Raw genomic sequence first — 25,838 nt, 5'->3', positions numbered from 1 at the left:
CCCACGTTCATCACTGCGTGTATTCACTGCCCCCCAAGGGGGCCCAGGCCTGCCTTGGGGCGGCCCGGCGGGAGGCCTGATGCGCATCGGAACCCTCAAGGAAACCTACGTCGCCGACGCGGCGCTGTTCGACTCGCGCACGCAGAAGACGTGGCTGGCCGTGGCCGCCGCGCTGCTGGTGCTGTTCCCCTTTGTCGCCAGCGACTACTGGCTCTACCTGGCCTGCCTCGTCAGCATCAATGTGGCCAGTGCCACGGGGCTCAACATCCTCACCGGCTACACCGGGCTGGTGAGCCTGGGCCAGGCGGCTTTCATGGGCCTGGGCGCCTACACCGTGGCCATCCTGCAGGCCAAGGTGGGCTCGCCCTTCCTGCTCAACATCCTGGCGGGCGGCGTGGTGGCCATGGTCGGCGGCATCATCGTGGGCGTGCCCTCGCTGCGCGTCAAGGGTCTGTACCTGGCCATCGCCACCATCGCGGCCTCGTTCATCGCGCACTTCCTGTTCGCCAACCTGCAGTTCACGGGTGGCACCGGCGGCCTGAGCGTGCCGCCGGCCAGCCTGTTCGGCGTGCTGCTCGACACCTCGTTCCGCCTGTATTGGCTCATCGTGCCGGTCACGGTGCTGATGCTGCTGGGCGCGGCCAACCTGTTCCGCACGCGCATCGGCCGCGCCTTCATCGCCATCCGCGACCGCGACATCTCGGCCGAGGTGCTGGGCATTCCGCTGCTGCGCTACAAGCTGCTGTCGTTCGGCCTGTCCTCGTTCTACGCCGGCGTGGCCGGCGGCCTGTGGGCCTACTTCTTCCGCGTGGTCACGCCCGAGAGCTTTCCGCTCCTGATGTCGATCTTCTTCCTCGCGGCCATCATCGTCGGCGGCATGGGCAGCATCCTGGGCGGCATCCTGGGCGCGGTGTTCATGACCATGGTGCCCGAGCTGCTCAAGCTGGTGTTCGACCTGCTGCCCAACAGCACGCAATACACGGTGTTCCTCTCGCCCGTGCGCACCATCATCTTCGGCCTCTTGATCATCGGCTTCCTGGTGTTCGAGCCGCACGGCCTGGCCGAGGTGTGGCGGCGCATCCGCCGCTTCTTCCACCTGTGGCCCTTCCGCAACTGAAGCCGCCACACCCCGCTTTCCTGCCACCACATCACAACCGAAGGAGACAAGCATGGACCACCAACGCATTTCCCCCCAGCGCCGCAGCCTGATGCTGGGCGCCGCCGCCGCAGGCGCTGCCTCGCTCATGCACCCACTGTCCGTGCTCGCGCAGGGCGCCGAGGAGATCGTCATCGGCGGCTCCATCCCCATGACGGGCGTATTCGCCTTTGCGGGCGTGGGCATCAACGCCGGTATCCAGGACTACGTGAAGATCGTCAACGACGCGGGCGGCATCAAGGGCCGCAAGGTCAAGTACGTGCCCGAGGACACGGGCTACAAGGTCGATGTGTCCGTCGCCGCGTTCAAGAAGATCACCAGCCAGAACAAGGTCAACGTCTACTACGGCGACTCCACGGGCTTCGCCAAGACCATCAACCCCGAGCTGGACCGCAACGGCAACATCCTGATGGCGGGCGCCTCGTTCGCCACCGAGCTGAACAACCCGCAGAAATACCCCAACCAGTTCATGGTGGGTCCCGACTACACCGAGATGTTCGGCATCCTGCTCAAGCACATCGCCAAGGAAAAGCCGGGTGCCAAGGTGGCTTTCGTCTATTCCGACTCCGAGTTCGGCCGCGACCCCATCGACGAAAGCGAAGCCGAGGCCAAGAAGCTGGGCCTGAACGTGGTCGTGAAGATCATGACGCCCCCGGGCAGCGTGGACGTCTCGGGCGAGGTCATCAAGCTGCGCCGCGCCGCGCCCGACTACACCATCTTCCACGGCTACATCCTCGCGCCCATCCCCGAGTTCATCACCCAGGGCAAGCAGCAGGGCATGCAGTCGAAGTGGATGGGCACCTTCTGGACCATGGACAGCTCCACCGTCATGAAGATGGGCGAGGTCGGCGAAGGCTTCATGGGCGTGATGCCCTACCGCTACTACTACGACACCGAAAAAGCCCCCATGCTGGAGAAGATCCGCGCCATGCGCCCGGAATACCAGAGCACGGCCTACATCCAGGGCTTCCTCGCCGCCATGCTGTTCCTCGAATCGGCCAAGCGCACCCTGGACGCGAACAAGCCACTGACGGGCACCAACCTCAAGGCCGCGCTCAACAGCATCAAGGACTACGACACCGGCGGCCTGATCGGCGTGCCGATCACCATCAAGGGCAACTCCATTCCCGTCGGCCGCGTCTACCGTGCCGACATGAAGGCCCAGAAGATGGTCGCCGCCTCCGACTGGATCAAGCTCTGACACTGCCTTTGCCATGACCCAGAACGCCACGGACAACGTCCTCGAAGTCAACAACATCGAGGTCATCTACAACAAGGTCGTGCAGGCCCTGCGCGGCCTGTCGCTGGCCGTGCCACGCGGCCAGATCGTGGCGCTGCTGGGCAGCAACGGTGCGGGCAAGTCCACCACGCTCAAGGCGGTATCGGGCCTGCTCGCGCTGGAGGACGGTGAACTCGAAAGCGGCAGCATCCTCTTCAACGGCCAGAGCACCGCCGCGCTGGCGCCGCAGCAGCTCGTGCGCAGCGGGCTCTCGCATGTGATGGAGGGGCGCCGCGTATTCGAGGACCTCACGGTCGAGGAAAACCTGGTCGCCGCCACCTACGCCCTCACGGGGCGCGAGGGCGCGGCCCAGCCCGACTTCGACCTCGTCTATACCTACTTCCCGCGCCTGCACGAGCGCCGCAAGGGCCTGGCGGGCTACCTGTCGGGCGGCGAGCAGCAGATGCTGGCCATCGGCCGCGCGCTCATCGCCCAGCCCCAGCTCATCCTGCTCGACGAGCCCTCGCTGGGCCTGAGTCCGAAGCTGGTCGAAGACATCTTCACCATCATCGCGCGCATCAACGCCGAACGCGGCACCAGCATGCTGCTGGTGGAGCAGAACGCCACTGTGGCCCTGGCCGTGGCGCACAGCGGCTACATCATGGAGAACGGCAAGATCGTCATCGACGGAACGGCCGAACGCCTGGCCAACGACCCCGACGTGCGCGAGTTCTACCTCGGCATGGGCGGCGGCGGCGAAGCGAAAAGCTTCAAGGACATCAAGCACTACAAACGCCGCAAGCGTTGGCTGTCGTGAGCGTGCACAACCCCCTGTGGCGCTTCGCGCCTTCCCCCTTCTCTCGCTTCGCTGCGCGATGCGGGAAGGGGGACGCCACCAGCGCGGCGGGGCGGCCCTTGCGCGGTGGCCGCTGGCCTGGGCCGTGCCGGTTTTACGGCTGCGCGTGGACACGACGCGCAATGGATCACTGATATGTTGAATCTCCCCGAACTCACCCTGCCCCAGATGCTGCGCGAGCGCGCGCGCCAGGATGCCGCGCGCGTCGCCATCCGGCAAAAGGACTTCGGCATCTGGAAGCCCTTCACCTGGGCCCAGTACTTCGAGCGTGCCTGCCACTTCGGCCTGGGCCTGCGCGCCCTGGGGCTGCCCGAGGGCGGCCATGTGGGCGTGATCGCCGAGAACCGCATCGAATGGGTGCTCACGCAAATGGGCGCGGGCCTGGTCGGCGCCGTCACCGTGGGCGTGTATCCCACCAGCCCCTCGCCCGAGGTGGCCTACGTGGTGGGCCACGCCGACATCGAGATCATCGTCTGCGAGGACCAGGAGCAGACCGACAAGGTGCTCGAAGCCCTGGACGATCTGCCGCGCCTGAAAAAGATCGTGGTCATGGAGACCAAGGGCCTGCGCAGCTTCGCGCCCGGGGTGCGCGACCTCATCGTCCCCTTCGGCGAGGTGGAACGGCTCGGCGCGCAAAGCGGCCAGCTCGCGACCATCGAGGCCGCGCTGGCGCGCCAGAAGCTCGACGACATCGGGCTCATGATCTACACCTCGGGCTCCACCGGCAAGCCCAAGGGCGCGATGATTTCCTACCGCAACATCCGCGGCGTGGTGCCCGGCATCGTGGACCGGCTCCAGCTCACGCAAGACACCACCCACCTGTCCTACCTGCCGCTGTGCCACGTGGCCGAGCAGATGCTCACCACCTTCGTGCCGGTGTACGTGGGCTCGCAGGTCAACTTCGGTGAATCCATCCGCACCGTGCAGGAGGATTTGCGCGAAGTGGCGCCCACCATGTTCCTCGGCGTGCCGCGCATCTGGGAGAAGATGCACGCCGCCATCAGCATCAAGCTGCAGGAAACCGGCGGCCTGCGCCGCGCGCTGTTCCGCAAGGCCTATGCCGCCTGCCAGCCGCTGGCCGAAAAGCCCCGCGCGCGCTGGAGCATCGGCGAGATGTTCACCTACACCGCCTGCTACTGGCTGGTGTTCCGTGCGCTGCAGAACTTCATCGGCCTGCGCGAGGCCAAGGTGGCGCTCACCGGCGCCGCGCCCATTCCGCCCGACGTGGTGCGCTTCTTCCGCGTGCTCGGCGTGCCGCTGGTTGAGGTCTATGGCCTGACCGAATCGACCGGCATGGTCACCGGCCACAAGCTGGACGCTGTGCAGGTCGGCACCGTGGGCGTGCCCACGAGCGGCGTGGAGTGGCGCATCGCCAAGGGCAGCGACGACGACCTGGGCGGCGAGTTCCAGATCAAGGGCGACATGGTGTTCGCGGGCTACTACAAGAACCCCGAGGCCACGGCGCAAAGCATCGTGGATGGCTGGCTGCACACGGGCGACGTGGTGCGCCTGGTGGACGGCCAGATCAAGATCGTGGACCGCTTGAAGGACATCATGATCACCGCCGGCGGCAAGAACCTCACGCCGTCCGAGATCGAGAACACGATGAAGGCCAGCCCCTACATCAAGGAATGCATCATCGTCGCCGAGGGGCGCAAGTTCGTCGGCGCGCTGGTCATGCTCGACTACGAAACGGTGGGCAAATGGGCCGAGGCCCAGCGCATCCCGTTCACGCACTTCCGCTCGCTCGTCGAAACCCCCGAGGTGCGCCAGCTCATCGACACCGAGATCGCCGCCGGCAACGCCAAGCTGGCGCAGGTGGCGCAGATCCGCAAATTCCACCTGCTCACCAAGGAGCTGGACCACGACGACGGCGAGGTCACCGCCACCATGAAGGTGCGACGCTCCAGCATCTACAAGACCTACGCCGCCGAAATCGAAGCGCTGTACCGCTGATCTGCGGGAGCCTGGGTCCGCAAGCCTCGTGATAATGCTTGCTGAACCCTGGTTTTCCGCTGGTTTGCCCTCTTTTATCCCTTTTTGGAGCCCCCCATGACCTCACGTGATGTCTTTGTCGTCAGTACCGCCCGCACCGCCATCGGCACCTTCGGCGGCAGCCTGAAGGACGTGCCCAACACCCAGCTCGCCACCACCGCTGTCAAGGCCGCCATTGCGCGCGCCGGCATTGCCGCCGACGCGGTGGGCCATGTGGTCATGGGCAATGTGATTCCCACCGACACCAAGGACGCGTACCTCAGCCGCGTGGCCGCCATCGACGCAGGCTGCCCCATCGAAACACCCGCCTTCAACGTCAACCGCCTGTGCGGCTCGGGCCTGCAGGCCATCGTGTCGGCAGCGCAGGCCATCCGCCTGGGCGACTGCGACGTGGCCATTGGCGGCGGCTCCGAGAGCATGAGCCGCGGCCCCTACTTCGACCAAGCCTCCCGCTGGGGCGCACGCATGGGCGACGCCAAGAGCATCGACTACATGCTGGGCATCCTGCACGACCCCTGGCAGAAGATGCACATGGGCATCACCGCCGAGAACGTGGCCGAGCGCTACAAGATCAGCCGTGAGATGCAGGACCAGCTCGCCCTGCAAAGCCAGCAGCGCGCCGCCGCCGCCATCGCCGCGGGCTACTTCAAGGAGCAGATCGTTCCCGTGGAGATCGCCACGCGCAAGGGCACGGTGCTGTTTGATACCGACGAGCATGTGCGCGCCGAGACCACACTGCAAGTGCTGGCTGGCATGAAGCCCGCCTTCAAGAAGGAAGGCGGCACGGTGACCGCTGGCAACGCCTCGGGCATCAACGACGGCGCGGCTGCCGTGGTGCTGGCCGCGGGCGACCGCGTGGCGGCTCTGGGCCTCAAGCCCCTGGCGCGCCTCGTCGGCTACGCGCACGCCGGCGTGGACCCGGCCTACATGGGCATTGGCCCGGTGCCCGCCACACAAAAGGTGCTGGCGCGCACCGGCCTCAAGGTGCAGGACATGGACGTGATCGAAGCCAACGAGGCCTTCGCCGCCCAGGCCTGCGCCGTGGCCCAGGAGCTGGGCTTCGACCCGGCCAAGGTCAACCCCAACGGCTCGGGCATCTCGCTGGGCCACCCTGTGGGCGCCACGGGCGCCATCATCACCACCAAGGCGATTGCCGAGCTGCACCGCACGGGCGGGCGCTATGCGCTGGTGACCATGTGCATTGGTGGCGGCCAAGGCATTGCGGCCATCTTCGAACGGGTTTGAGTTTTTTTAGCCTCCAGCGCTTATCCATCAAGCGCTGGCAGCTCCTACATTCATAGCAAAAATGCTCCCCAACACCCTCCTCACGGCCGAGCAGAAGGCCGAACTGCAGCTCTTCACCGAATCGCTGGAGCGCTTTTGCGACACCGAGATCGAGCCGCACTACCGCGACTGGGAAAAGGCCGGCCTCGTCAGCCGCGAACTGTTCCGCAAGATGGGCGAGAACGGCTACCTCTGCGCCGACGTGCCCGAGCAGTACGGCGGGCCGGGGGCCAGCGTGCACTTCTCGTTCGCCGTGGTGGAGGTACTCTCGCGCCGGGGCTACGGCGGCTTCGTCGGCGGGCTGCAGGTGCACAACGACATCATTCCGCCCTACCTGCTGCACTGCGGCACCGAGGCACAGCGCGCGTACTGGCTGCCGCGCATGGTCAGCGGCGAGGCCGTGGCGGCCATCGGCATGACCGAGCCCGGCGCGGGCAGCGACCTCAAAGCCATCCGCACCACGGCGCGCAAGGACGGCGACCACTACGTCATCAACGGCAGCAAGATCTTCATCAGCAACGGCCAGCACTGCGACCTGCTGGTGCTCGCCGCCAAGACCGACCCGGCGGCGGGCGCCAAGGGCGTGAGCCTGTTCCTGGTCGACACCAAAACGCCCGGCTTCACGCGCGGCCAGAACCTGGAGAAGATCGGCCAGCACGCGGGCGATACGTCAGAGCTGTTCTTCAACGACCTGCGCGTGCCCGCTGACGCCCTGTTGGGCGGCGTAGAGGGCCAGGGCTTTGTGCAAATGATGCGCGAGCTGCCGCGCGAGCGCCTCATCATCGGCGTGCAGGCGGTGTACGGCGCCAAGGGGGCGCTGGATGCCACGGTGAAGTACGTGCAGGAACGCCAGGCTTTTGGCCAGGCCATCGGCCAGTTCCAGAACACGCGCTTCACGCTGGCCCAGTGCGCCAGTGACATCGCCGCCGCCGAGGCGTTTTTGAATGCCAGCGTGGCCGCCTACGAGCGCGGTGAACTCACGCCCGACGCCGTGAGTGCGCTCAAGCTGCACACCACTGAGGTCTTCAGCCGCGTGGCCGACGCCTGCCTGCAGCTCTTTGGCGGCTACGGCTACATGGCCGAGTACCCCATCTCGCGCTTCTGGACCGATGCACGCGTGCTGCGCATCTACGGCGGCACGTCGGAAATCATGAAGGAACTGGTGGCGCGCTCGCTGCTGGGGCGCTAGGTAAACCACAGCCCGCCCACACCACAAACAACCCTCAAGTTCGGACAAGCGGCGCCGAAAAGGAATGCAATCCCCTCCCAATCGCCGGGGAATTCGTTTTCTGCCCTGGAGGGGGTTGCTCCGTGCCGTCCACCATCAACGCCAATGTTGCGTCGCTTACAGCCCAGCGCAACCTGGGCATGAGCAAGTCCTCGATCGGCACCTCCATCCAGCGCCTGTCTTCGGGTCTGCGCATCAACAGTGCCAAGGACGACGCCGCTGGCCTGGCCATCTCCGAGCGCTTTACCAGCCAGATCCGCGGCCTGAACCAGGCTGTGCGCAATGCCAACGACGGCATCTCGCTCGCTCAGACGGCTGAAGGCGCACTCAAGGCTTCGGGCGACATCCTGCAGCGCATCCGCGAACTGGCCGTGCAGTCGGCCAACGCCTCCAACAGCGCGAGTGACCGGCAGGCCCTGCAGGGTGAAGTAGGCCAGTTGGTGAGTGAGCTGGACCGTATTTCCCAGACCACCCAGTTCAACGGTTCCAAACTGCTGGACGGCAGCTTTGGAACCCAGCAGTTCCAAGTGGGAGCCAACGCCAACCAGGTCATCACAGCGTCCACGGTGAACCTGCAGACCCAGAAATACGGTGCCCAACGCACCACCGGCAACGGGCCAGATGCAGCGGCCAACGCGGCGGCAGCGCAAACCGGTGGCGACATCACCATCAACGGCCCACTGGGCAGCAGCTCAGCGATCACCATCGCCGCTGGCGAATCGGCCAAGGATGCGGCAGCCAAGATCAACACGCAAAGTGCAGCTACCGGAGTCACTGCCACCGCCCGCACCGAAGCCGCCATCTTTTTCGCCCTCAATCAGACTTTCAAGCTCGAAATTACCAGCGACAACGCCACCCCGGTCACCATCAGCTTCAAGACCACTTCAGGCCGATCTGCAGACGACTATGGCGCCATCGTCAGCGCGTTCAACGAGATGAGTGCCAAAACCGGTGTCATCGCCGAGTACGACGCCACTTACCAATCACACGATGGTGTGGTGGGCAACCTGAAGCTGACCAACGCCTCGGGCAACACCATCAACATCACCAACAACAGCAACGATGGGTTGAGCGATCTCTACCTGCGAAGCTACTCGGTCACCAGCGCCGGCGTGTTCAATGGCCCCACGGGCTCCGTCAACGTGGACGGCGCGGGTGGAACTGGCACCGTGGTGGGCACCATCGAGCTTGATTCCGACAAGGGCTTTTCTGTCACCGACAGCAATGCTTCAACCACCACAAGCTTCAATGTGGCGGGGGCATCAGAACTCAACACCGTTGCCAGCCTTGACATCACCAGCTTTGACACCTCTCAACTGGCTCTGAGGATCGTTGATTCCGCCTTGCAGCACATCAATGGCGAACGCGCCAAGCTCGGTGCACTGCAATCGCGCTTCGAGACTTCCATCGTCAATCTACAGGTCACCTCGGAAAACCTCTCCGCCTCGCGCAGCCGCATCCAGGATGCCGACTTTGCGGCAGAAACGGCCAACCTCTCGCGCGCCCAGATCCTGCAGCAAGCAGGCACCGCCATGGTCGCGCAGGCCAACCAATTACCCCAGGGCGTACTGGCCTTGCTGCGCTGAATCCAGGCGCAAGGTCCACCGCCAGGTGCCCTGTGGACAAGCCTGGGCAAAGTCCCAGCACAAGTACGCATTTATCCACAGCCCGGGCATCTGACCGGGCTTTGTCCCCATTGCCGGTACACCACGCGCGCGGCACAGCCCCCAGGCTTGTGGCGCACGCAACTGTTTGATGGGACAAGGAAAACCGGGCTTGTCCACAGCCCAGGGCGGTGCCTACTATTACTACTATTGAGATATAGAAAGAATCAAGAACAACAAACCACCCCATGCCACGCGCACGCCGGGCATGAAAAAAGCGCCTCATGGGCGCCGGAGTGGTGGGGGGTTGTGTGTAGGCTAGCGCAGCATGGCGTAGCCCACACCAATGGCGGCCACCAGGCCCACTGCGTCGGCCCACAGGGCGCAAGCCAGGGCATGGCGGGTGTTCCTGACGCCCACGCTGCCAAAGTACACAGCCAGCACGTAGAAGGTAGTTTCGGTCGAGCCCTGGATGATGGCGGCCAGGCGGCCGGCAAAGGAGTCCACGCCGTGCGTCTGCAGCACGTCGATCATCAGGCCGCGTGCGCCTGCGCCCGACAGCACCTTCATCAGCCCCACGGGCAGGGCGGGCAGAAAGGCCGTATCCAGGCCCATCCAGGCCACGGCGGCGCCAATGGCGCCCAGCAGGGCATCCATGCAGCCGGCGGCCCGGAACACGCCCACAGCCACCAAAATGGCGATGAGGTAGGGCACGATCTGAATGGCCACGCCAAAACCTTCCTTGGCACCATCGACGAAGGCCTCGTACACGTTCACACGGCGCCAGGCCCCGGCCACGATGAACAGCAGCACCACGCCCAGGATGGCCGCAGCGCCCGTGGTGCCCGCAATGCGTGCGGCCTGGTCCGCAGGCAGCCGGGCCAGCAGCGCTACGGCACCGGCCAGCAGCCCACCCACCGCGAGCAAGGGGAACAGCAGCCGGGCGCGCCACAGCGGCAGGCGCTGGGCCACGGCCACGGTGAGCACGCCTGCCAGCAGTGAGGCAAAGGTCACCAGCAGCGTGGGCAGAAAGATGTCTGCGGCATTGAAGCCCGCACCCAACCCCTGCTGCAAGGCCACGCTCTGGCGGATGGCGATGACGGAGGTGGGAATCAGGGTCAGCCCGGCCGTGTTCATCACCACGAACATGATTTGCGCATCGCTGGCCGTGCCCTCGGGTTCGCGGTTGAGCGTTTGCAGCTCGCGCATGGCGTTCAGGCCCAGCGGGGTGGCGGCGTTGTCCAGCCCCAGCAGGTTGGCCGAGATGTTCATGGTCATGGCCCCCTGGGCCGGATGGGCCTGCGGCACGCCAGGGAACAGCCTGCGCAGCAGCGGCCCAGCCAGCCGCGCCAGCAGGGCCACCATGCCGGCGCGCTCGCCCACGCGCATCAGGCCCAGCCACAGCGCCATGACACCGGCCAGGCCCAGCGAAATTTCAAAGCCCGAGCGGGCGCCGTCGAACAAGGCCTTGAGCAAGGCGGTGAAGATCTCGGCTTCCCCCAACCACCAGCGCACCACCGCTGTGGTGCAGGCGGTGACGAAGAACGCGATCCACACCCAGTTCAGCACCATGGCCTGGACAACTCAAAGGGGCTAGAACGGCGCGTTGGTGGGGTCGGTGTCGGTGGGGGCCTGGGCGGGCCCGGTCACCGTGCCGGTGCTGCGCTTTCCGGCAACGGCATTCGCGGCGGCTTCCACCGCGCCTTCGGCCTCACCGTCCAGGGCTTCGATCAGGTCGGGCAGCAGTTTGGACAGTTCGCCCGTGGCGATGGCCACGTCGGTGTCAAAGCCCCCTTCGTCCTGCGCCTGGCCCTCGAACACCGTGTCGAGAAAGGCGATCTTCTTGAGTTGCAGGCCTTCGGTCAGCACAAAGGATACGCGGTCGTCCCAGGTCAGCGCCAGGCGCGTGGGCAGCTTGCCAGCCTGGATGTGCTGCTGCACTTCCTCGATGTCCAGCGGGTGGCGGGCGTAGCGCACCACGGCCTTGGATTCGTCGGGGCTCTTGAGTTCGCATTCACGGTCCACCGTGAAGCCTGCGGGTGGGTCCTGCTCCTTGAGCCAGTGCGCCATGGCCGTCTGTGGCGAGGTCTGCGTGTGCAGCAGCGCCACCGCAAAGCCTGCGGGCAGCAGTTCCACCAATTGGCTCACCACCTCGTCGGCGCGCGCCTGGCTGCCGGTGTCGAGCACCAGGGTGCGGGCCTGGGGGTCGATCCACACCCACATCGATCCCATTTTGGTAAAGGCCATGGGCAGGAGGTCCAGCTTGGCCTCGTCCTTGAGGTCGCGCTTTTCCTTCTTGCCGGGCTTGCGACCGGTCTCGCGCTCGATCTGGTCCACCTTGTCCTGCACCTTGCGCGCCAGCACGCTGCCGGGCAGCACCTTGGCCTCCACCATGAAGCGCAGAATCCATTGCCCGCCCACGCTTTCGGCCAGCGGGCCATGGGCCTCACCGCGCGGCGGCACAAAGCCCACGGCGCGCTCCTGCGTGGCACCGCACGCAGCAAATATCGCCTTCTGCAAGGCGTCTTCCAACGTCTCCAACCCCACCTGCCACTGCGGCGCGATGCGGTACACGATCATGTTCTTGAACACGCAAACCTTTCAATATCCAGCCGTTCGACCAAAATGCTATGAATTTAATAGCTATTGGCGCTTATCCATTTTGCCTTTGAGCCAATTTTTACCAAAAATTGAGCATCCACCGGGCACCGAAGAATCGCACAACTTTACACAGCCTCACCAAAACGGCACAGCGGCGATACAGGCGCGGCGCACACTGCCTTTCAAGCAGTGACACATGGATGCCATTGCCCACCACTGAGAAAGGAATCCACCATGTTGCCCAAGCACCGCCGCATCGCCCTTGCAACCGCCCTGGCAGGTCTGCTGACCTTGCCTGCACTGGCCCAGAACGCTCCCATGCCCCCCAGTGGAGAAGCACCCACCCTTTCCGCCCAGCGCCCCGCCGAAGCCGGCCAGCGCAAGCAATGGCGCCAGGAACGCATGCAAAAGCACCATGCCCAGCGCATGGCCGAGTTGAAGGAAAAGCTCCAGATTACCCCCGCGCAGGAAGGCGCCTGGCAGGCCTTCACCCAGTCCATGCAACCGCCCCAGCCCCCCCAGCAGGCGCTGGACCGCGAGGAATGGGCCCGCCTGAAGACGCCCGAGCGCATCGACCGCATGCGCACGCTTCGCAACGAACGCAATGCCCAGGCTGACCGCCGTGCCGAGGCCGTCAAGACCTTCTACGCGGCCCTGAGCCCGGAACAGCAACAGCGCTTTGACGCCGTCAGCTTGCGCATGCACCGCGATGGCAAAGGCGAGCGCCGAGGTCGGGAAGGTGGCCACGGCAGACATGGCCACCATGGTGGCGGCATGATGTACTGAGGTACCGGAGTGGGCTGTCGCAGCCAGCCCACAGCCCGCCATGGTGGGTGGAAACGATCGGGCCTCGATCGCGAACCAGGAGTTACACTTTTTGGCTCCGCGTCCGCTCCCGGCGCCAAAAGACACCGCCAGCCATGCCCTTCTTCCAGACCCTGCGCCTTCGGCGCCACCATGTGTTCCCACTCCATTGCACGCTGGCCTGTGGCCTGGCACTGGGTGGGCTAGGGTCTGCAGCGGCACAGCAAGCCCCTGTGGCAGCCACACCCACGCTGTACGTTCAGGCCGGCATGGCACGGGAAGATGCCCGGGCCTGGATTGTGGGCACCACCCTGCCCTGGAAGCACTGGAGCACGGCCTGGGCAGGCGGCACCGTGCGGGGCCATTGGGACCTGCACCTGGGCCAATGGTCGGCCAAGGGAACGCCTGGCCGTACGCACAGTGCCTTGCTGGGTGCCGGTGCCGCCCTGCAATGGCGGCCTGCACAGGGCCAAAGCCCTTGGTTCGTTGAGGTGGGCACTGGCATGAACTATGCCAAGCCCCGCTTCATCACCGCGACCAAGGAAATGGGCACGCGCCTGAACTTTGCCTCACACCTGGCCGTGGGCTACCTGCATGGTGCGCAGCAGGAGCACGAATGGCAGTTGCGCATCCAGCACAGTTCCAACGCCAGCCTGAAAAAGCCAAATCCGGGCCAGAACTTCCTGCAACTGCGCTACGCCCGGCATTTCTGACCGGGCGGTGGCACAAGTCACCACATCCCCTTTGTGCCAAAGCGCCACGCCCTCCAAAGGCGTGGCGCTTTGCTTTGTGCTTTCTTCGCGCCTGTGGACAAACCTGGTGACGCTTCTGGCACAACAAAGCACTTGTCCACAGAAATACTCACCTGTGTCATGTTGTTCATTCTGGACCACGCCCAAAACTCCGCTGCACCCACAGACTATGGAAGCACCCAACCCTTTGTTTACATTGGAAAAATGCAGGTTATCCACAACAAAGTGGCGGTTCTACTACTACTGCTATTTAGATTCATAGCTTTATAGAACAACTTCAGGAACCCTTTGCGCTGCGCCAAGGTCGCCCACGGCTGCGCCTCCCGCAGCGGCAGGAAACAGGTGTGCTCATGTTTTTTAGGGGATGACGGGTAGTCGCAGCAGGCGTTCCAGCGTGCCAGCTGGAATGGGCTTGCTGAACAGATAGCCCTGGAAGGCCGGGCATCCGGCCTTGACCAGCAACAGGTGCTGCTCGGTGGTTTCCACGCCCTCGGCAATCACCTCCAGCCCCAGGGTCTGGCCCAGGGCGATGATGGTGTTGATGATGGCCTCGTCGTTCGGGTCCGAAAACAGGTCGCGCACAAAGCTCTGGTCGATCTTGATCTGGTCCAGCGGCATGCGCTTGAGGTAGCTCAGGCTGGAATAGCCGGTGCCAAAGTCGTCCAGCGAAAAACGCACCCCCAACGTGCGCAAGGTGGTCATGGTGGCGATGGTGGTGTCCAGATCATCCACAAGCAGGCTTTCGGTCAGCTCCAGCTTGAGTCGATCGGCTGGCACCTCGTTCACCGCCAGGGCGCGCGCCACGTCGTCCACAAAGCTCTCGTGGTGGAACTGCTGCGAGCTCACGTTGACCGCCATCGTCAAGTGGCTCAGTTGTGGGTCGTCCTTCCAGCGCGCCAACAGCTTGCAGGCCGAGTGCAGCACCCAGCGCCCCAGCGCCAGGATGAGTCCGGTTTCCTCGGCCACCGGGATGAACTGGGCGGGCGACACCAGGCCGCGCTCTGGGTGGTGCCAGCGCACCAGTGCCTCCACCCCCACAAAGCGGCCGTTCTGGTCCACCTGCGGTTGGAAATGCAGCAAGAACTGCTCGAACGCCAGCGCATGGCGCAGGTCGTCTTCCAGGGTGGCACGGGCGCTCACCGCCGCCTGCATTTCCGGGTCGAAGAAGCGCAGCGTGTTGCGCCCGGCCGATTTGGCCTGGTACATGGCCAGATCGGCCTGCTTGAGCAGTTCCAGCACGCTGGTCTGCGGCCCCAGGAAGGGCACGATGCCGATGCTGGGCGTGCTGCGGTAGTGGTAGCCTGCCAGGGCGTAGGGCTGGCCGAGCTGGGTCAGGATCTTCTCGCCCACGCCACGGGCCTCCATCACCAGCGCCTGCGCGTCCGCGCTCAGGCCTTCGAGCATGACCACGAACTCGTCGCCGCCCAGGCGCGCCACGGTATCCACGCTGCGCACGCAGGTGTTCAGGCGCTGCGCCACCTGTTGCAGCAGCAGGTCGCCCTTGTCGTGCCCCAGGGTGTCGTTGAGGGTCTTGAAGTTGTCCAGGTCAATGAACAGCAGCGCCCCGCCCTGGTGCTGGCGTATGGCGTTGTCCAGGGCATGCTGCATGCGGTCCAGCAGCAGCATGCGGTTGGGCAGGCCGGTGAGGGTGTCGTAGAACGCCAGGCGCTGGATCTCGCGGTCCTTGGCCTTGCGCTGGCGGATGTCGGTGTTGATCTCCAGGATGGATTCGGGCCGTCCCTTGTCGTCCAGCACCAGGGTCCAGCGCCCCTCGGCCTCGATGGTGTGTCCATCCTGGTGGCGCACGCTGATCTCGCCCGACCATTCGCCACGGGTCAGCACCGTGGTGGTGGCGTGTTCGAAGGCGGCGGTGTCACCGTACATCAGGGCATCGGCCTGGCGCCCCTGGGCCTGTGCGGCACTCCAGCCGTATAGGCGCTCGGCTCCCTGGTTCCAGTAGATGATGCGGTGCTGCAGGTCACGCTCGACGATGGCATCCTGCGCCTTGTCCAGCAGCGAGGCCTGGTGCCGCACCCGCACATCGGTGGCCTGGCGTTCGATTTCGGCGCCTGCGCGGGTGGCAAAAATCTGCAGCGTGGTGGCCACGAAATCGGCGTTGGCCAGCGGCTGGCGAAACAGCACAAAAATCATGCCTGTGGGCTTTCCCGAGGCGTCCACCAACTGCTGCCCGGCGTAGCCCTGGGCCTGCACCTTTTGCACGATGGGTGCCTGGGGGTAGTGCTGCGACAGCCCGCTCTGCACCACGTATTGCTTTTGCAGCAGCAGTTCCATGCTGGGTGTGCCTTGCAGCGCGTATTCCACGCTGTCGGACAGCTTGCCATCCACCACCAGCGCCAAGGCCAGCACCCGGGGCGCATCGCCTGCCTGCCTGCCTGGGAGCAGGCGGGCCACGCACGCCACCTGGGCGCCCAGGGCCTCGCCCATGTTGCGCGCCAGTTGCACAAAGAACTCAGCTCCGGTGGTGGCCGAGACGGCCGCGGCCATCTTGAGCACCGAGGCCTGCAACTGCTGCTGTTCCCTGTGTGCGCGCAGGCTCATGATGCCAAAGGCCAGGTCGTCGGCCAGTTGCTGCATCAAGGCCTCTTCTTCGGTGCCGATGAGCAGCACTTCAGGGGCGTACAGGTACAGCAGGCCAAACGTGTGCCCCGCCGCGCGCAGGGGCAGTGCCATCACCCCGTGGAAGCCCTGACCCACCATGCGATCGGCCCAGTCGGCCTGCAGCGTGGTGCTGGCCACGTCGCGCACGATGACGCTGTGGCCGCTGCGCACGGTCAGGCCGGCCGGACCCTGGCCGCGCGGATGGTGCTCCGACCAGGACGGGTTCAGTTGCTCCAGGTAGTCGCTGCCCTCGCCCGCGTGGGCAACGATCTGGATGGAGCGCTGTGCATCGTTCTGTGCAAAACCCACCCAACCCAGCCGGTAACCCCCCATCTCCACCACCATGCGGCATACCTCCTGCAGCAATGTGGTTTCGGAGGTGGCGCGCACCAGGGTCTCGTTACAGCTGCTGAGCATGCTTTGGGCGCGCGCCAGGCGGCTGAGCTCGCGCTGGGTCTGCTGGCGTTCGGTCACGTCGGTGGCCATGACCTGGCGCGCCGGTTGGCCGTTGAAGATGATGCCGCGCGACGAGATCTCCATCTCGCACACCGAGCCGTCCTTGCGGCGGTGCCGGTGCAGCAGGCCGTTATGCGCTTGGTCGTGGGGGTGGTTTCTTACTTCGGCGCTGCGCTGCGCGCGCTCCTCGGGCAGCCACAGGTCGGCCATGCCCATGCGCAGCAGTTCCTGCGCGCTGTAACCGTACTGCGCCTGCATGGCCTGATTGACGGCCAGAAAGCGCAGGCTGGGGTCGTCGGCGCGCACCCACATGGGCTGGGGGTGCATGTCGAACAGCAGCTTGTACTGCTGCTCGGATTCGCGCAACTGCGCCGCCACCTGGCGCAGGCGCAACATGGCCCCCAGGCTTTGGGCCAGGATCTGCAAATGCGCCAGGTGCCGGGGGCTGAAGCTGTCTGTGCGACTGGAGGTGGCCTTGAGCGTGCCCACCACGGTGTCGTCGCACACCAGCGGAGCCGCCAGCACCGACCGCACCTGCTGGCGCAGAGGGTCATCCCCTAGATTCCAGCCCTGGGCGGCTGTGTCGTTGCACAGCACCGGGCTGCCTTGCTGCAGCTTGGGCCACAACAGGCTGTTGCTCAGAGGCAAGGCACTGCCGGGAGTGCGCACCAGTTGCCCTACCGCGGCCTGGGCCACCAGTTGGTCGCCTTCGAGCAGCTCCAGCAAGGCCCCTTCGGCCTGGCAGATGTCCAGGGCCGTCTGTGCCACATGCTGCAGCACCTCGGGCAGGCCCAGTTCCAGGGAAGAAATGCGTTGCTGCACGCGCACCAGTTCGGCGTGCACCTGGGCTTCCTGGGCTTCTTCCTGGGCCACCAGCTTGCGCTCGCTGATGTCGGCCATGCCGCCCACCATGCGCAGGGCCTGGCCTTGGGCATCGCGGATCACAAAGCCCCGGTCCAGCATCCAGAGGTAGTGGCCGTCTTCATGGCGGATGCGGTATTCGCACTCCCAGGTGTCGCCGCTGCCTTGCACGGTGGCCTGCAGCGAGGACACCACACGCTCGCGGTCCTCGGGGTGCAGGCGTGCAACGAAGGCATCGGCGTGGGGCACCTTGGTGTAGTGCGGCAGACCCAGCACTTCGCGAAAGCGCCCACCCCACCACAGGGCGTTGGTGCGCACATTCCAGTCCCACACCGTGTCGGTGGTGGCGCGTGCCACCAGGGTCAGGCGCTCTTCGGAAATGCGCAAGGCCTCGGCCGGATCCTGTACCTCCGGCGAGGCGGGTGGTGGTGGCTGATCCAGAGCGTCGGTCATGGGTTACTCACGCACCCATCGGCGCGGTGCCATAGACGGAAAGGCCCAGCGTGAAAGGTGGGCTCAGAGGCTTCATCGCAGTTTCACATTCTGTGTTGTCACAAATGCTTACGTCATGCTACCCGTTTCGCTCCGGTTCCGCCATCCGTGGGCCAAAGGCAATCCGCCTCTCAGCGGCCTGCACGGCGCGTGCGTACCGCCTGGGCCAAGGCCTGCAACACGGGCACGGTCTGTTCCATGCTGATGCAGGCGTCGGTCACCGACACGCCCTGGCGCAGCGCCTGGCCGGGCACGATGTCCTGGCGGCCCTCGTTCAGGTGGCTTTCGATCATCACGCCGGTGATGCGTGCATCGCCTGCGGCAATCTGGGCCGCCACATCGTGGGCCACCACGATCTGGCGCTGGTGCTGCTTGCTGCTGTTGGCGTGCGATACGTCGATCATCACCTGCTCACGCAGGCCTGCCGCCTGCAGCAGTGCGCAGGCGGCATCCACATCGGCCTTTTGATAGTTGGGGTGCTTGCCACCGCGCAGGATGACGTGGCAGTCCTGGTTGCCGCGCGTTTCAAAAATGGCGGCCTGGCCCATCTTGGTCATGCCCATGAAGGCGTGGGTGGACTGCGCGGCCTGGATGGCGTCGGTGGCCACCTTCACGCCGCCGTCGGTGCCGTTCTTGAAGCCCACCGGGCAGCTCAGGCCGCTGGCGAGCTGGCGGTGGCTCTGGCTCTCGGTGGTGCGTGCGCCAATGGCGGCCCAGCTCACCAGGTCGCTGATGAACTGTGGCGACAGCAGGTCCAGGAACTCGGTGCCTACCGGCAGGCCCAGCGCCAGAATGTCCAGCAGCAGCGTGCGCGCCATCTCCAGCCCTTCGTTGATGGCAAAGCTGCCGTCCAGGTGCGGGTCGTTGATGTAGCCCTTCCAGCCCACGGTGGTGCGCGGCTTTTCAAAGTACACACGCATCACCACGAGCAGGTCGTCCTGCAGCGCCTCGGCCTGCGCCTTGAGCTGGCGCGCGTAGTCCATGGCCTGGTCGTGGTCGTGGATGGAGCAAGGCCCCACCACCACCACGAGCCGGTCGTCCTGCCCGTGCAGCACGCGCGAAATGGCGGCGCGGCTGCCTTCCACCAGCGCCAGGGCGCTGTCCGGCGTGGGCAGCCACTCCTGCAGCAGTGCAGGGGTGATCAAGGGGCGCACGGCCTTGATGCGCGTGTCGTCGATGCGGGTGGTGTCGTGCGTGCTGGGCACGCTGGCGGGGCGGTGGACGTGGTTCATGATCCCCCGATTGTCGCGCGGACGGCTTTCAAGCCGCTGTCGCGTGCGCAGAGCAGGCGCTCAGGGCCTGCGGAAGGCGGGGTTCTGGTTGGACCAGTGGCGCGACTGCAGATGGTCCAGGCGCACCGTGCCGCCGCTGCTGGGCGCATGCACAAACCGCCCCTCCCCCACATAAATGCCGGCGTGCGAGGGACTGCGGCCCCGGCCAAACACCACCAGGTCGCCGGTGCGCAGTTCGTTGGCGTCAATCGGCTGGCCCCACTGGTTCAGCTGGGCCACGGTGCGCGGTGGCGGAGTGCCCACGCGCTGGCGGTACACGTAGCCGATCAGGCCGCTGCAATCAAAACCTGTGTCGGGCGTGTTGCCCCCGTAGCGGTAGGGCGTGCCCACCAGGCCCAGCGCGTGGATGGCGATGTCGTGCGCCTGCTCGTCCGACAGCGAGGGCGTACCCGGCCAGGCCGACGGCTCCATTCGCGCCGGGGGCGCGCTGCCACAGGCGCCCAGCAGCAAGGCCGCCGCCAATGTGAGCATGGCGGGCACGCGGGTGACGGTGGAATTCAGGGTAAAAATGGGCATGAAGGCAATGAATATAAGCGCTGGCAGCTATAAATACAATAGCAAACCAGCGCTGGGCCGTCCAGCCTTCACTTCTTCTTGATGCGCTCCGGCGTCACGAACAGGGCCACGCCCACACCAATCAGCACCACCGGCCACCAAGTGTGCAGCAGCTCACGCACACTCACGTCGATGATGCCCAGGTTGGTCAGCAGCATGAAGCTGCCCACCACCACCAGAACCACAGCTGCAAAATTGCCTTTCATGGGTACCTCCTTGAGGGGGTCAGCTTAGCGCCCCAGCGGTGAGATGCCAATCAGCAGTGCATGGCCCCAGAAGGCAAACGCCGCCCAGGCCACGCCCCCCAGCACCACGGTGATGCCCGTGCCCGCCAGCGTGCCGCTGGGGTAGCTGGTGCCCTGGGCCCGGTCGCGCTGGCGCGCGGCGCGGAAGTCCAGCACCGCCCACAGCAAAAAACCGCCAAACAGCGCCACATCGGCCAGGTTGCCGTTGGAGATCAGGTGCCCCAGCGCCCAGGTCTTGACCGCCAGCACCATGGGGTGGTGCAGCCGCGCCTTGAACACATTGCGCGGCACATAGGCGGCCAGCAGCAGCACAAACGCCACCAGCGTGAACAGCGATGCCATGTGCCGCATGGCCACGGGCGGGTTCCACAGCACGACCGGCTCCTGCCGTGCCAGCCCATAGCCCCAGACCACCAGCCCCAGGCCCACGATCGACACCACCGAGTACAGCCCCTTCCAGGCACCCTCGCCCAGGCGCGCACGCATCTGCGTGCGCCAGCCATCGGCCACGATGCGCACCGAATGCACTCCCAAAAAGAGCACCAGACCCAGAACCAGAATCACCATGGAAACCCCTGTTGTTGTGACTGAACAAGGGCTCCACTGTATCGGCAGACCGTGACAGCGTGCAGCCCCGATCGCCTCAACCCGCCATGCCCAGGGTGTTTGACTGCAGAAACCGCGCCAGCCGCGCCTTGGGGCAGGCCTGCAGCGCCAGCAAAAAACCAAAGTCCGGCGCGGCCACGCCCCAGCGCTCGCGCAGGTCCTGCTGCATGCGCAGCAGCAGCGCCGCCGTCACCTGCGCGTCGGCCAGCGCCCGGTGCGCGCGGCCCGTGCTGGGCAACTGGTGAAAGCGTGCCAGCGTGCCGAGCTGGTGGTTGGGAGCCTCGGGGTACAGGCGGCGCGCCAGCCGCACCGTGCAGGCAAAGGGCTGCGGCGCATCGCAGTTGGCGCGCGCCAGTTCGGCCTGCCAGAAGCCCCGGTCGAACGGCGCGTTGTGCGCCACCAGCGGTGTGTCGCCCACAAAACGGCGCGCCTGCGCCATGACCTCGGCCGCGGGCGGTGCATCGGCCACCATGGCGTTGGTGATGCCGGTGAGCTGCGTGATGAACGGCGGAATGCGCACCCCAGCGTTCATCAGGCTCTGGAACTGGTCCACCACCTGGCCGCCCTCCACGAGCACGATGGCCACCTCGGTGGCGCGCGCGCCCTGGGCGGGTGTGCTGCCGGTGGTCTCGAAGTCGATGATGGCGATGGGCGCGGGCATCGGGGTTTCAGGCCTTTTTCAGGAATTCTGACTTGAGCAACATGCTGCCCAGGTCGGTCTTGCAGTCCACGTTGTGGCCGTCGGAGCCGTCCACCAGGCGGATGCCCTTGATCTTGGTGCCCTTCTTCAGCGTGGACGACGCGCCCTTGACCTTGAGGTCCTTCACCAGGATCACGGCGTCGCCGTCCTGCAGCGGGTTGCCGTTGGCGTCGCGCACCACGCCGTCGCCGGCGGCTTCGTCCTCCTGGCTGGCGGCGGCGGCCTGGGGCCATTCGTGCCCGCAGTCGGGGCAGATGTAGTTGTCGCCGTCGGGATAGGTGTTTTCCTGGCCGCATTGCGGGCAGGCGGGCACGGTGTGGGGCATGGGGATTTCCTCCGCTGTGTTGTTGTGGTGCAGGGCCGCTATTGTCCGCGCGCGCCGCGCCGCTCCAACGTGAACGGCGGCAGGCCCTTGAGCAGGCGCTGGCCGTAGCTGGTGCGCGTGAGGCGTTTGTCGTAGCAATACACATGCGCCTGGTCTTCCTCGGTGCGGATGGCGCGGCCCGCCCATTGCGCCAGGCGGATGGCGGTGGCCGGCACCACCAGTTCGCTGAACGGATCGCGCCCCACGGCGCGCAGCCATTCGGCGCGGGTCTCGCCCACGGGGTCGTCGGGCGGGGCGAAGGGCAGCTTGGTGATGAACACCGATTCGCACAGCCGCCCAGGCAGGTCCAGCCCTTCGCCGAAGGACTGCATGCCGAAGATGATGGAGGGCTCGCCCGCCGCCACGCGCTCGCGGTGACGCGCCAGCAGCTGCGTGCGCGGGATCTGGTTCTGCACCAGCACCACGCTGCGCATGGAGGTGGCCAGCGCATCGACCGCCTGGCGCATCTGCTCGCGCGAGGTGAACAGCACCAGGGCGCCGTATTCCACGCGCGCCAGGTCGTGCAGCAGGGCCTCGACCATCTCGGTGGTGAACTGCACGGCGTTCTTCGGGTCGGCGTGGGTCTCGGCGGCGATCAAGGTGCCCTGGGCGGCGTAGTTGAACGGGCTGGGCACTTCGAGCGTGGTGGCGGCATCCATGCCGTGCAGGCCCGATTCGCGCAGGAAGAAATCGAACTGTCCGCAGCTTGTGAGCGTGGCCGAGGTCAGCACCGCGCCGCGCACGCTGCTCCAGAGGTGGCCGCGCAGCGTGCTGCCGGGCAGGATGGGGCTGGCGTGCGCCTTGACGACGATGAAGTCGCCGTCGGTCTCCAGCGTGAACCACTTGGCGTTGGGCACGAAGCCCGTGGCCTCGCCCTCGGGCGGCTCCTGCAGCAGCAGTTGCGCCGTGGCGTGCACGGCTTCGAGCCGGGGCGCGAGCGTGCCGATCTGCGCATAGAGCTGCGACAGGCGCCGCGCCTCGTCGGGCTTGTCGCGCATCTCGGCGCGCAGCGCCTTGGAGATGGCGCGCAGGCATTCCAGAAAGCCCGCCGCGTGGTGCGCGAGCTGGCCCAGCGGCTCGTGCAGCGCCCCGGGCAGCACGCCGCGCGGCACGCGCACGCGCGCCGGGCCCCAGGCGCTGTTCTGGGCCTTGAGGGCCTCGCCGTACAGGTCCATCACCAGGCGCGCCAGGTCTTGCAGGTGCTGGCGCAACTGGCTGGCGTGGCGCGGGATGTCGGCCACCTCGGTCACCTCCACCAGCGTGCCGATGCGCAGCGCGCGGCTGGAGAGCCGGTCGATCCAGGTGAGGCGGCTCAGGTCCGCGCTGCAGGCGAACTGGTCCAGCGCGGTGGCGGGCAGGTGGTGCGCCTCGTCCAGCACCAGCAGGCAGTTGTCCAGCTCGGGCAGCACGCGCGCGCCCAAGGACGACAGCAGCAGGTCGTGGTTGGCCACGATCACCTGCGCGCCCACCAGCGCCTTGCGCTGGTCGTAGTACACGCACTGGCTGAAGGCCGGGCAGTGCCGCCCGGTGCACGAGCTGCCCTCGGCCGCCACGGGGCTCCAGGCCTCGGGCTCGGGCGGCGTGTCCAGGCTGTCGCGGTCGCCGTCCCACGCTCCCTGAGCCAGGGCCTGCGCCATGCTGGCGTAGAACTGCATGCGTGCCTCGGTCTCCTGCCGGCTGGGCTTGCCGCGCGCGTGCGCGGCCTCCTCGGGGAACAGGTCGTCATCGTCCTCGCCGTGCGCCTCGCCCGTGCCGGCCAGGCGTTCGAGCTTGAGCTTGCACACATAGCGCCCGCGCCCCTTGGCCAGCGCGAATTTGAAGGGTTGCTCCATCTGCGCAGCGAGCGCGGGCAGGTCCTTGTGCACCAGCTGCTCCTGCAGCGCCACGGTGGCGGTGGAAATGAGCACGCGCGTGCCGCGCGCCAGCGCGATGGCGATGGCCGGCGCGCAGTAGGCCAGCGACTTGCCCACGCCCGTGCCGGCCTGGATCACGGCGATGGCGCGCGTGGGCTCGCCCTCCTCCTCGTCCACCTTGCCGAGCTGCGCCGCGCCGAAGGTGCGCGCCACCTGCTCGGCCATGGCGCGCTGGCCCGCGCGGCCACGGAAACCCTCGGTGGAGCGCACCACCGCATCGAACGCCTGCAGGCCCGCCTGGGCCCATTCTGTGGAAGACATAGGGGTGGGAGTGTGGCACAGCCGGCAATTCGCTCGGTATTGGTAAGAAATATGGCTTCAGCGCTTATGGATATTGCGCCAATAGCTATCAAAATAATAGCGAATGGTGGGGCTTTCAGATCTGGCCTCATGCGGGGCCGGACCGGTCTGCTCCCACCATTGCACAGGGTTTGGGCTTGAGTTGCCCGTCACTGGGCTTGCACGGTGCCTCCGTCCTTGGGTGCGGCCAGTGCCTCTTCAGGGGCCCACGCCACGGCCCCGGCGGCCTGGCCGCGTGTCTTCCACAGCGACACCAGCACCCCCCCGGCAATCAGCCCCACTGTGATGCCCAGGCTGACCAGCGAGGGAATCTTGCCCACGATGTTGACCAGGAAGATCTTGCTGCCGATGAACACCAGCACCAGGGCCAGCGCGTACTTGAGGTAGGCGAAGCGGTGGATCATGGCCGCCAGCGCAAAGTACAGCGCGCGCAGGCCCAGGATGGCGAAGATGTTGCTCGTGTACACGATGAACGGGTCGGTGGTGATGGCGAAGATGGCGGGCACCGAATCCACGGCGAAGATCAGGTCGGCAAACTCCACCATGCACAGTGCCAGGAACAGGGGCGTTACCCAGGTCACGGCCTTTCCGCTGGTAGGGTGTGGTGCGCTCACGAAGAACGCGTTGCCGTGCAACTGCGGCGTCACGCGCAGGTGGGTGCGCAGCCAGCGCAGCAGCGGGTTCTTATCCAGGTTGGGCGTGTGGTCGGCCATCCACAGCATCTTGATGCCGGTAGCCACCAGGAAGGCGCCAAACAGGTACAGCACCCACGAGAACTGGGTGACCAGTGCGGCGCCCAGGCCGATCATGATCGCGCGCAGCACGATGACGCCCAGAATGCCCCAGAACAGCACGCGGTGCTGGTACTGGCGCGGAATGGCGAAGAACGAGAAGATCATCGCAATCACGAACACGTTGTCCATGGACAGCGATTTTTCGACCACAAAGCCAGTGAAGTAGTCGATGCCGCTCTGGCTGCCTAGCTGCCACCACAGCCACGCACCGAAGAGCGTGGCCGCGCCGATGTAGCCGGCCGAGAGCCAGAGGCTTTCGCGGATGCCGATTTCGTGGTCGTCGCGGTGCAAGACGCCCAGGTCGAAGGCGAGCAAGGCCACCACCACCGTCACGAACACCAGCCACAGCCAGACGGCGTGGCCCAGGAAGGCGGTCTGCAGAATTTCAGTCATGGTGCAAGAAGGTTCGGTTGTTCGGGTGGGAGCAGGTCACAGGCTCAGGGCCGATTGGCGCTGCAGCCGGGTGCGCTGACCCAGACCCAGGCCCCACAGGTGGGCCGTTTGCGCCAGCAGGCTTTCTTCCGCTTCGGAGAGGTGGGCATCGGCCTGCGCCACCTCCTGGCACAGCGCCAGGGTGGTGGCACGCAGTTCGGGGTCGTCCACCTCGGACAGCAGCGCGCGCAGCAATTCGTCACCGATCCGGCACGCACTGCCCCAAGGGGCATAGGCCGTGCACATGAGGTCCTCGGAGAGTTCACGCAGCACCCGTGCCATGTCGGCGGGCGCAATGTCCAGCAGGGTGCTGGCATGCAGCCTGTCCAGCGCAGCCGTCTCGCTGCGGCTGACGTGGCCATCGGCCACCATGATGAGCGCCACGATGCGGGCGGCGGCTTCGGGGCTGTTGCGGGGGTAGCTGCGCATGGGGTATCTCCTGGGGTTGGGTGTGGGGGTGCAAGGGGACGGGTCAATCAAACAGTTCGCTCAGCCATGAGGACTTGCGTCGCCGGTGCGGAGCGATGCGCTCGAAGCCCGTGTTGCCCTGGGCGGGCGCGTACTCCAGTTGTGACCGTTCGATCAGCTTGTCCAGCTCGCCCCGGTCCAGCCAGACGCCGCGGCATTGGGGGCAGTAATCAATCTCGATATCGCTGCGTTCGGTGATGACCAGCGAGGATGTCGAGCAGCTGGGACATTTCATGGGAACT

The 25,838-nt window shown here is 66.0% G+C and carries 23 protein-coding genes; 10 read left to right on the top strand and 13 right to left on the bottom strand.

Features of this window, described 5'->3' with window-relative positions; genetic code table 11:
- Nucleotides 1-79 precede the first annotated feature (79 nt).
- From MJ602_RS01605 to MJ602_RS01575, 7 genes are all read left to right on the top strand, one after another.
- Entirely contained in the window at nt 80-1,117 is a 1,038-nt protein-coding gene (locus MJ602_RS01605) for a branched-chain amino acid ABC transporter permease (RefSeq protein WP_162017851.1), read from the top strand.
- Between the two features lie 52 nt (nt 1,118-1,169).
- Nucleotides 1,170-2,357, top strand: coding sequence for an ABC transporter substrate-binding protein (locus MJ602_RS01600; protein WP_243019122.1), 1,188 nt, complete (start codon nt 1,170-1,172; stop codon nt 2,355-2,357).
- 13 nt (nt 2,358-2,370) lie between these two features.
- Nucleotides 2,371-3,192: an ABC transporter ATP-binding protein gene (locus tag MJ602_RS01595; protein ID WP_243019121.1), complete on the top strand. Its 822-nt coding sequence runs from the start codon at nt 2,371-2,373 to the stop codon at nt 3,190-3,192.
- 174 nt (nt 3,193-3,366) lie between these two features.
- Complete coding sequence (locus MJ602_RS01590; protein WP_243019120.1) at nt 3,367-5,187, top strand: AMP-dependent synthetase/ligase; 1,821 nt, start codon at nt 3,367-3,369, stop codon at nt 5,185-5,187.
- A 96-nt stretch (nt 5,188-5,283) separates the two neighbouring features.
- Nucleotides 5,284-6,471 carry an acetyl-CoA C-acyltransferase family protein gene (locus tag MJ602_RS01585; RefSeq protein ID WP_243019119.1) on the top strand — a complete coding sequence of 396 codons (1,188 nt, stop codon included), beginning with the start codon at nt 5,284-5,286 and terminating at the stop codon, nt 6,469-6,471.
- Between the two features lie 61 nt (nt 6,472-6,532).
- Nucleotides 6,533-7,699, top strand: coding sequence for an acyl-CoA dehydrogenase family protein (locus MJ602_RS01580; protein WP_243019118.1), 1,167 nt, complete (start codon nt 6,533-6,535; stop codon nt 7,697-7,699).
- Nucleotides 7,700-7,821: 122 nt separating this feature from the next.
- Complete coding sequence (locus tag MJ602_RS01575) at nt 7,822-9,324, top strand: flagellin N-terminal helical domain-containing protein (protein WP_243019117.1); 1,503 nt, start codon at nt 7,822-7,824, stop codon at nt 9,322-9,324.
- 336 nt (nt 9,325-9,660) lie between these two features.
- On the opposite strand, the gene MJ602_RS01570 is transcribed toward MJ602_RS01575, so the two are convergent.
- Complete coding sequence (locus tag MJ602_RS01570) at nt 9,661-10,914, bottom strand: nucleoside recognition domain-containing protein (RefSeq protein WP_243019116.1); 1,254 nt, start codon at nt 10,912-10,914, stop codon at nt 9,661-9,663.
- Between the two features lie 21 nt (nt 10,915-10,935).
- Nucleotides 10,936-11,934 (bottom strand): recombination-associated protein RdgC, encoded by a 999-nt coding sequence (locus MJ602_RS01565; protein ID WP_243019115.1) that lies wholly within the window; start codon nt 11,932-11,934, stop codon nt 10,936-10,938.
- Between MJ602_RS01565 and MJ602_RS01560 the strand changes: the two genes are divergently transcribed.
- The 3 genes from MJ602_RS01560 (at nt 11,927) to MJ602_RS01550 (ending at nt 13,460) form a co-directional block, all read left to right on the top strand.
- Nucleotides 11,927-12,136: a hypothetical protein gene (locus tag MJ602_RS01560; RefSeq protein WP_243019114.1), complete on the top strand. Its 210-nt coding sequence runs from the start codon at nt 11,927-11,929 to the stop codon at nt 12,134-12,136. The genes MJ602_RS01565 and MJ602_RS01560 overlap by 8 nt on opposite strands.
- A 41-nt stretch (nt 12,137-12,177) precedes the next feature.
- Nucleotides 12,178-12,729 (top strand): Spy/CpxP family protein refolding chaperone, encoded by a 552-nt coding sequence (locus MJ602_RS01555; protein ID WP_243019113.1) that lies wholly within the window; start codon nt 12,178-12,180, stop codon nt 12,727-12,729.
- 134 nt (nt 12,730-12,863) lie between these two features.
- Complete coding sequence (locus tag MJ602_RS01550; protein WP_243019112.1) at nt 12,864-13,460, top strand: acyloxyacyl hydrolase; 597 nt, start codon at nt 12,864-12,866, stop codon at nt 13,458-13,460.
- A 396-nt stretch (nt 13,461-13,856) separates the two neighbouring features.
- Here MJ602_RS01550 and MJ602_RS01545 read toward each other — a convergent pair whose 3' ends face one another.
- From MJ602_RS01545 to MJ602_RS01495, 11 genes are all read right to left on the bottom strand, one after another.
- Nucleotides 13,857-17,888 (bottom strand): EAL domain-containing protein, encoded by a 4,032-nt coding sequence (locus MJ602_RS01545; protein WP_243019111.1) that lies wholly within the window; start codon nt 17,886-17,888, stop codon nt 13,857-13,859.
- 170 nt (nt 17,889-18,058) lie between these two features.
- On the bottom strand, nt 18,059-19,159 hold the full coding sequence (locus tag MJ602_RS01540) for a 3-deoxy-7-phosphoheptulonate synthase (protein ID WP_243019110.1): 1,101 nt from the start codon (nt 19,157-19,159) through the stop codon (nt 18,059-18,061).
- Nucleotides 19,160-19,219: 60 nt separating this feature from the next.
- Nucleotides 19,220-19,735, bottom strand: a complete 516-nt coding sequence (locus MJ602_RS01535) for a C40 family peptidase (RefSeq protein WP_243019109.1) — start codon at nt 19,733-19,735, stop codon at nt 19,220-19,222.
- Between the two features lie 68 nt (nt 19,736-19,803).
- Nucleotides 19,804-19,980: a LiaI-LiaF-like domain-containing protein gene (locus MJ602_RS01530; RefSeq protein ID WP_243019108.1), complete on the bottom strand. Its 177-nt coding sequence runs from the start codon at nt 19,978-19,980 to the stop codon at nt 19,804-19,806.
- A 24-nt stretch (nt 19,981-20,004) separates the two neighbouring features.
- A complete protein-coding gene (locus MJ602_RS01525; RefSeq protein WP_243019107.1) occupies nt 20,005-20,586 on the bottom strand; it encodes an NnrU family protein in 582 nt (193 codons plus the stop codon).
- Nucleotides 20,587-20,662: 76 nt separating this feature from the next.
- Entirely contained in the window at nt 20,663-21,286 is a 624-nt protein-coding gene (locus MJ602_RS01520; protein WP_243019106.1) for a 3'-5' exonuclease, read from the bottom strand.
- Between the two features lie 7 nt (nt 21,287-21,293).
- Nucleotides 21,294-21,650 carry a zinc ribbon domain-containing protein YjdM gene (locus MJ602_RS01515; RefSeq protein ID WP_243019105.1) on the bottom strand — a complete coding sequence of 119 codons (357 nt, stop codon included), beginning with the start codon at nt 21,648-21,650 and terminating at the stop codon, nt 21,294-21,296.
- A 38-nt stretch (nt 21,651-21,688) separates the two neighbouring features.
- Nucleotides 21,689-23,863, bottom strand: coding sequence for an ATP-dependent DNA helicase DinG (gene dinG, locus MJ602_RS01510; RefSeq protein ID WP_243019104.1), 2,175 nt, complete (start codon nt 23,861-23,863; stop codon nt 21,689-21,691).
- A 188-nt stretch (nt 23,864-24,051) separates the two neighbouring features.
- A complete protein-coding gene (locus MJ602_RS01505) occupies nt 24,052-25,089 on the bottom strand; it encodes a TerC family protein (protein ID WP_243019103.1) in 1,038 nt (345 codons plus the stop codon).
- A 36-nt stretch (nt 25,090-25,125) separates the two neighbouring features.
- Nucleotides 25,126-25,557 carry a tellurite resistance TerB family protein gene (locus MJ602_RS01500; protein ID WP_162017871.1) on the bottom strand — a complete coding sequence of 144 codons (432 nt, stop codon included), beginning with the start codon at nt 25,555-25,557 and terminating at the stop codon, nt 25,126-25,128.
- Between the two features lie 43 nt (nt 25,558-25,600).
- Nucleotides 25,601-25,831, bottom strand: coding sequence for a TFIIB-type zinc ribbon-containing protein (locus tag MJ602_RS01495; RefSeq protein WP_162017872.1), 231 nt, complete (start codon nt 25,829-25,831; stop codon nt 25,601-25,603).
- Between the last annotated feature and the right edge of the window lie 7 nt (nt 25,832-25,838).

Origin of the sequence: Simplicispira sedimenti, from assembly GCF_022760965.1 — a bacterium.
Classification (GTDB): domain Bacteria; phylum Pseudomonadota; class Gammaproteobacteria; order Burkholderiales; family Burkholderiaceae_C; genus Simplicispira; species Simplicispira sedimenti.
The sequence above is the reverse complement of the archived record's forward strand: the minus strand, read 5'-3'. Positions and strand labels throughout refer to the sequence as shown.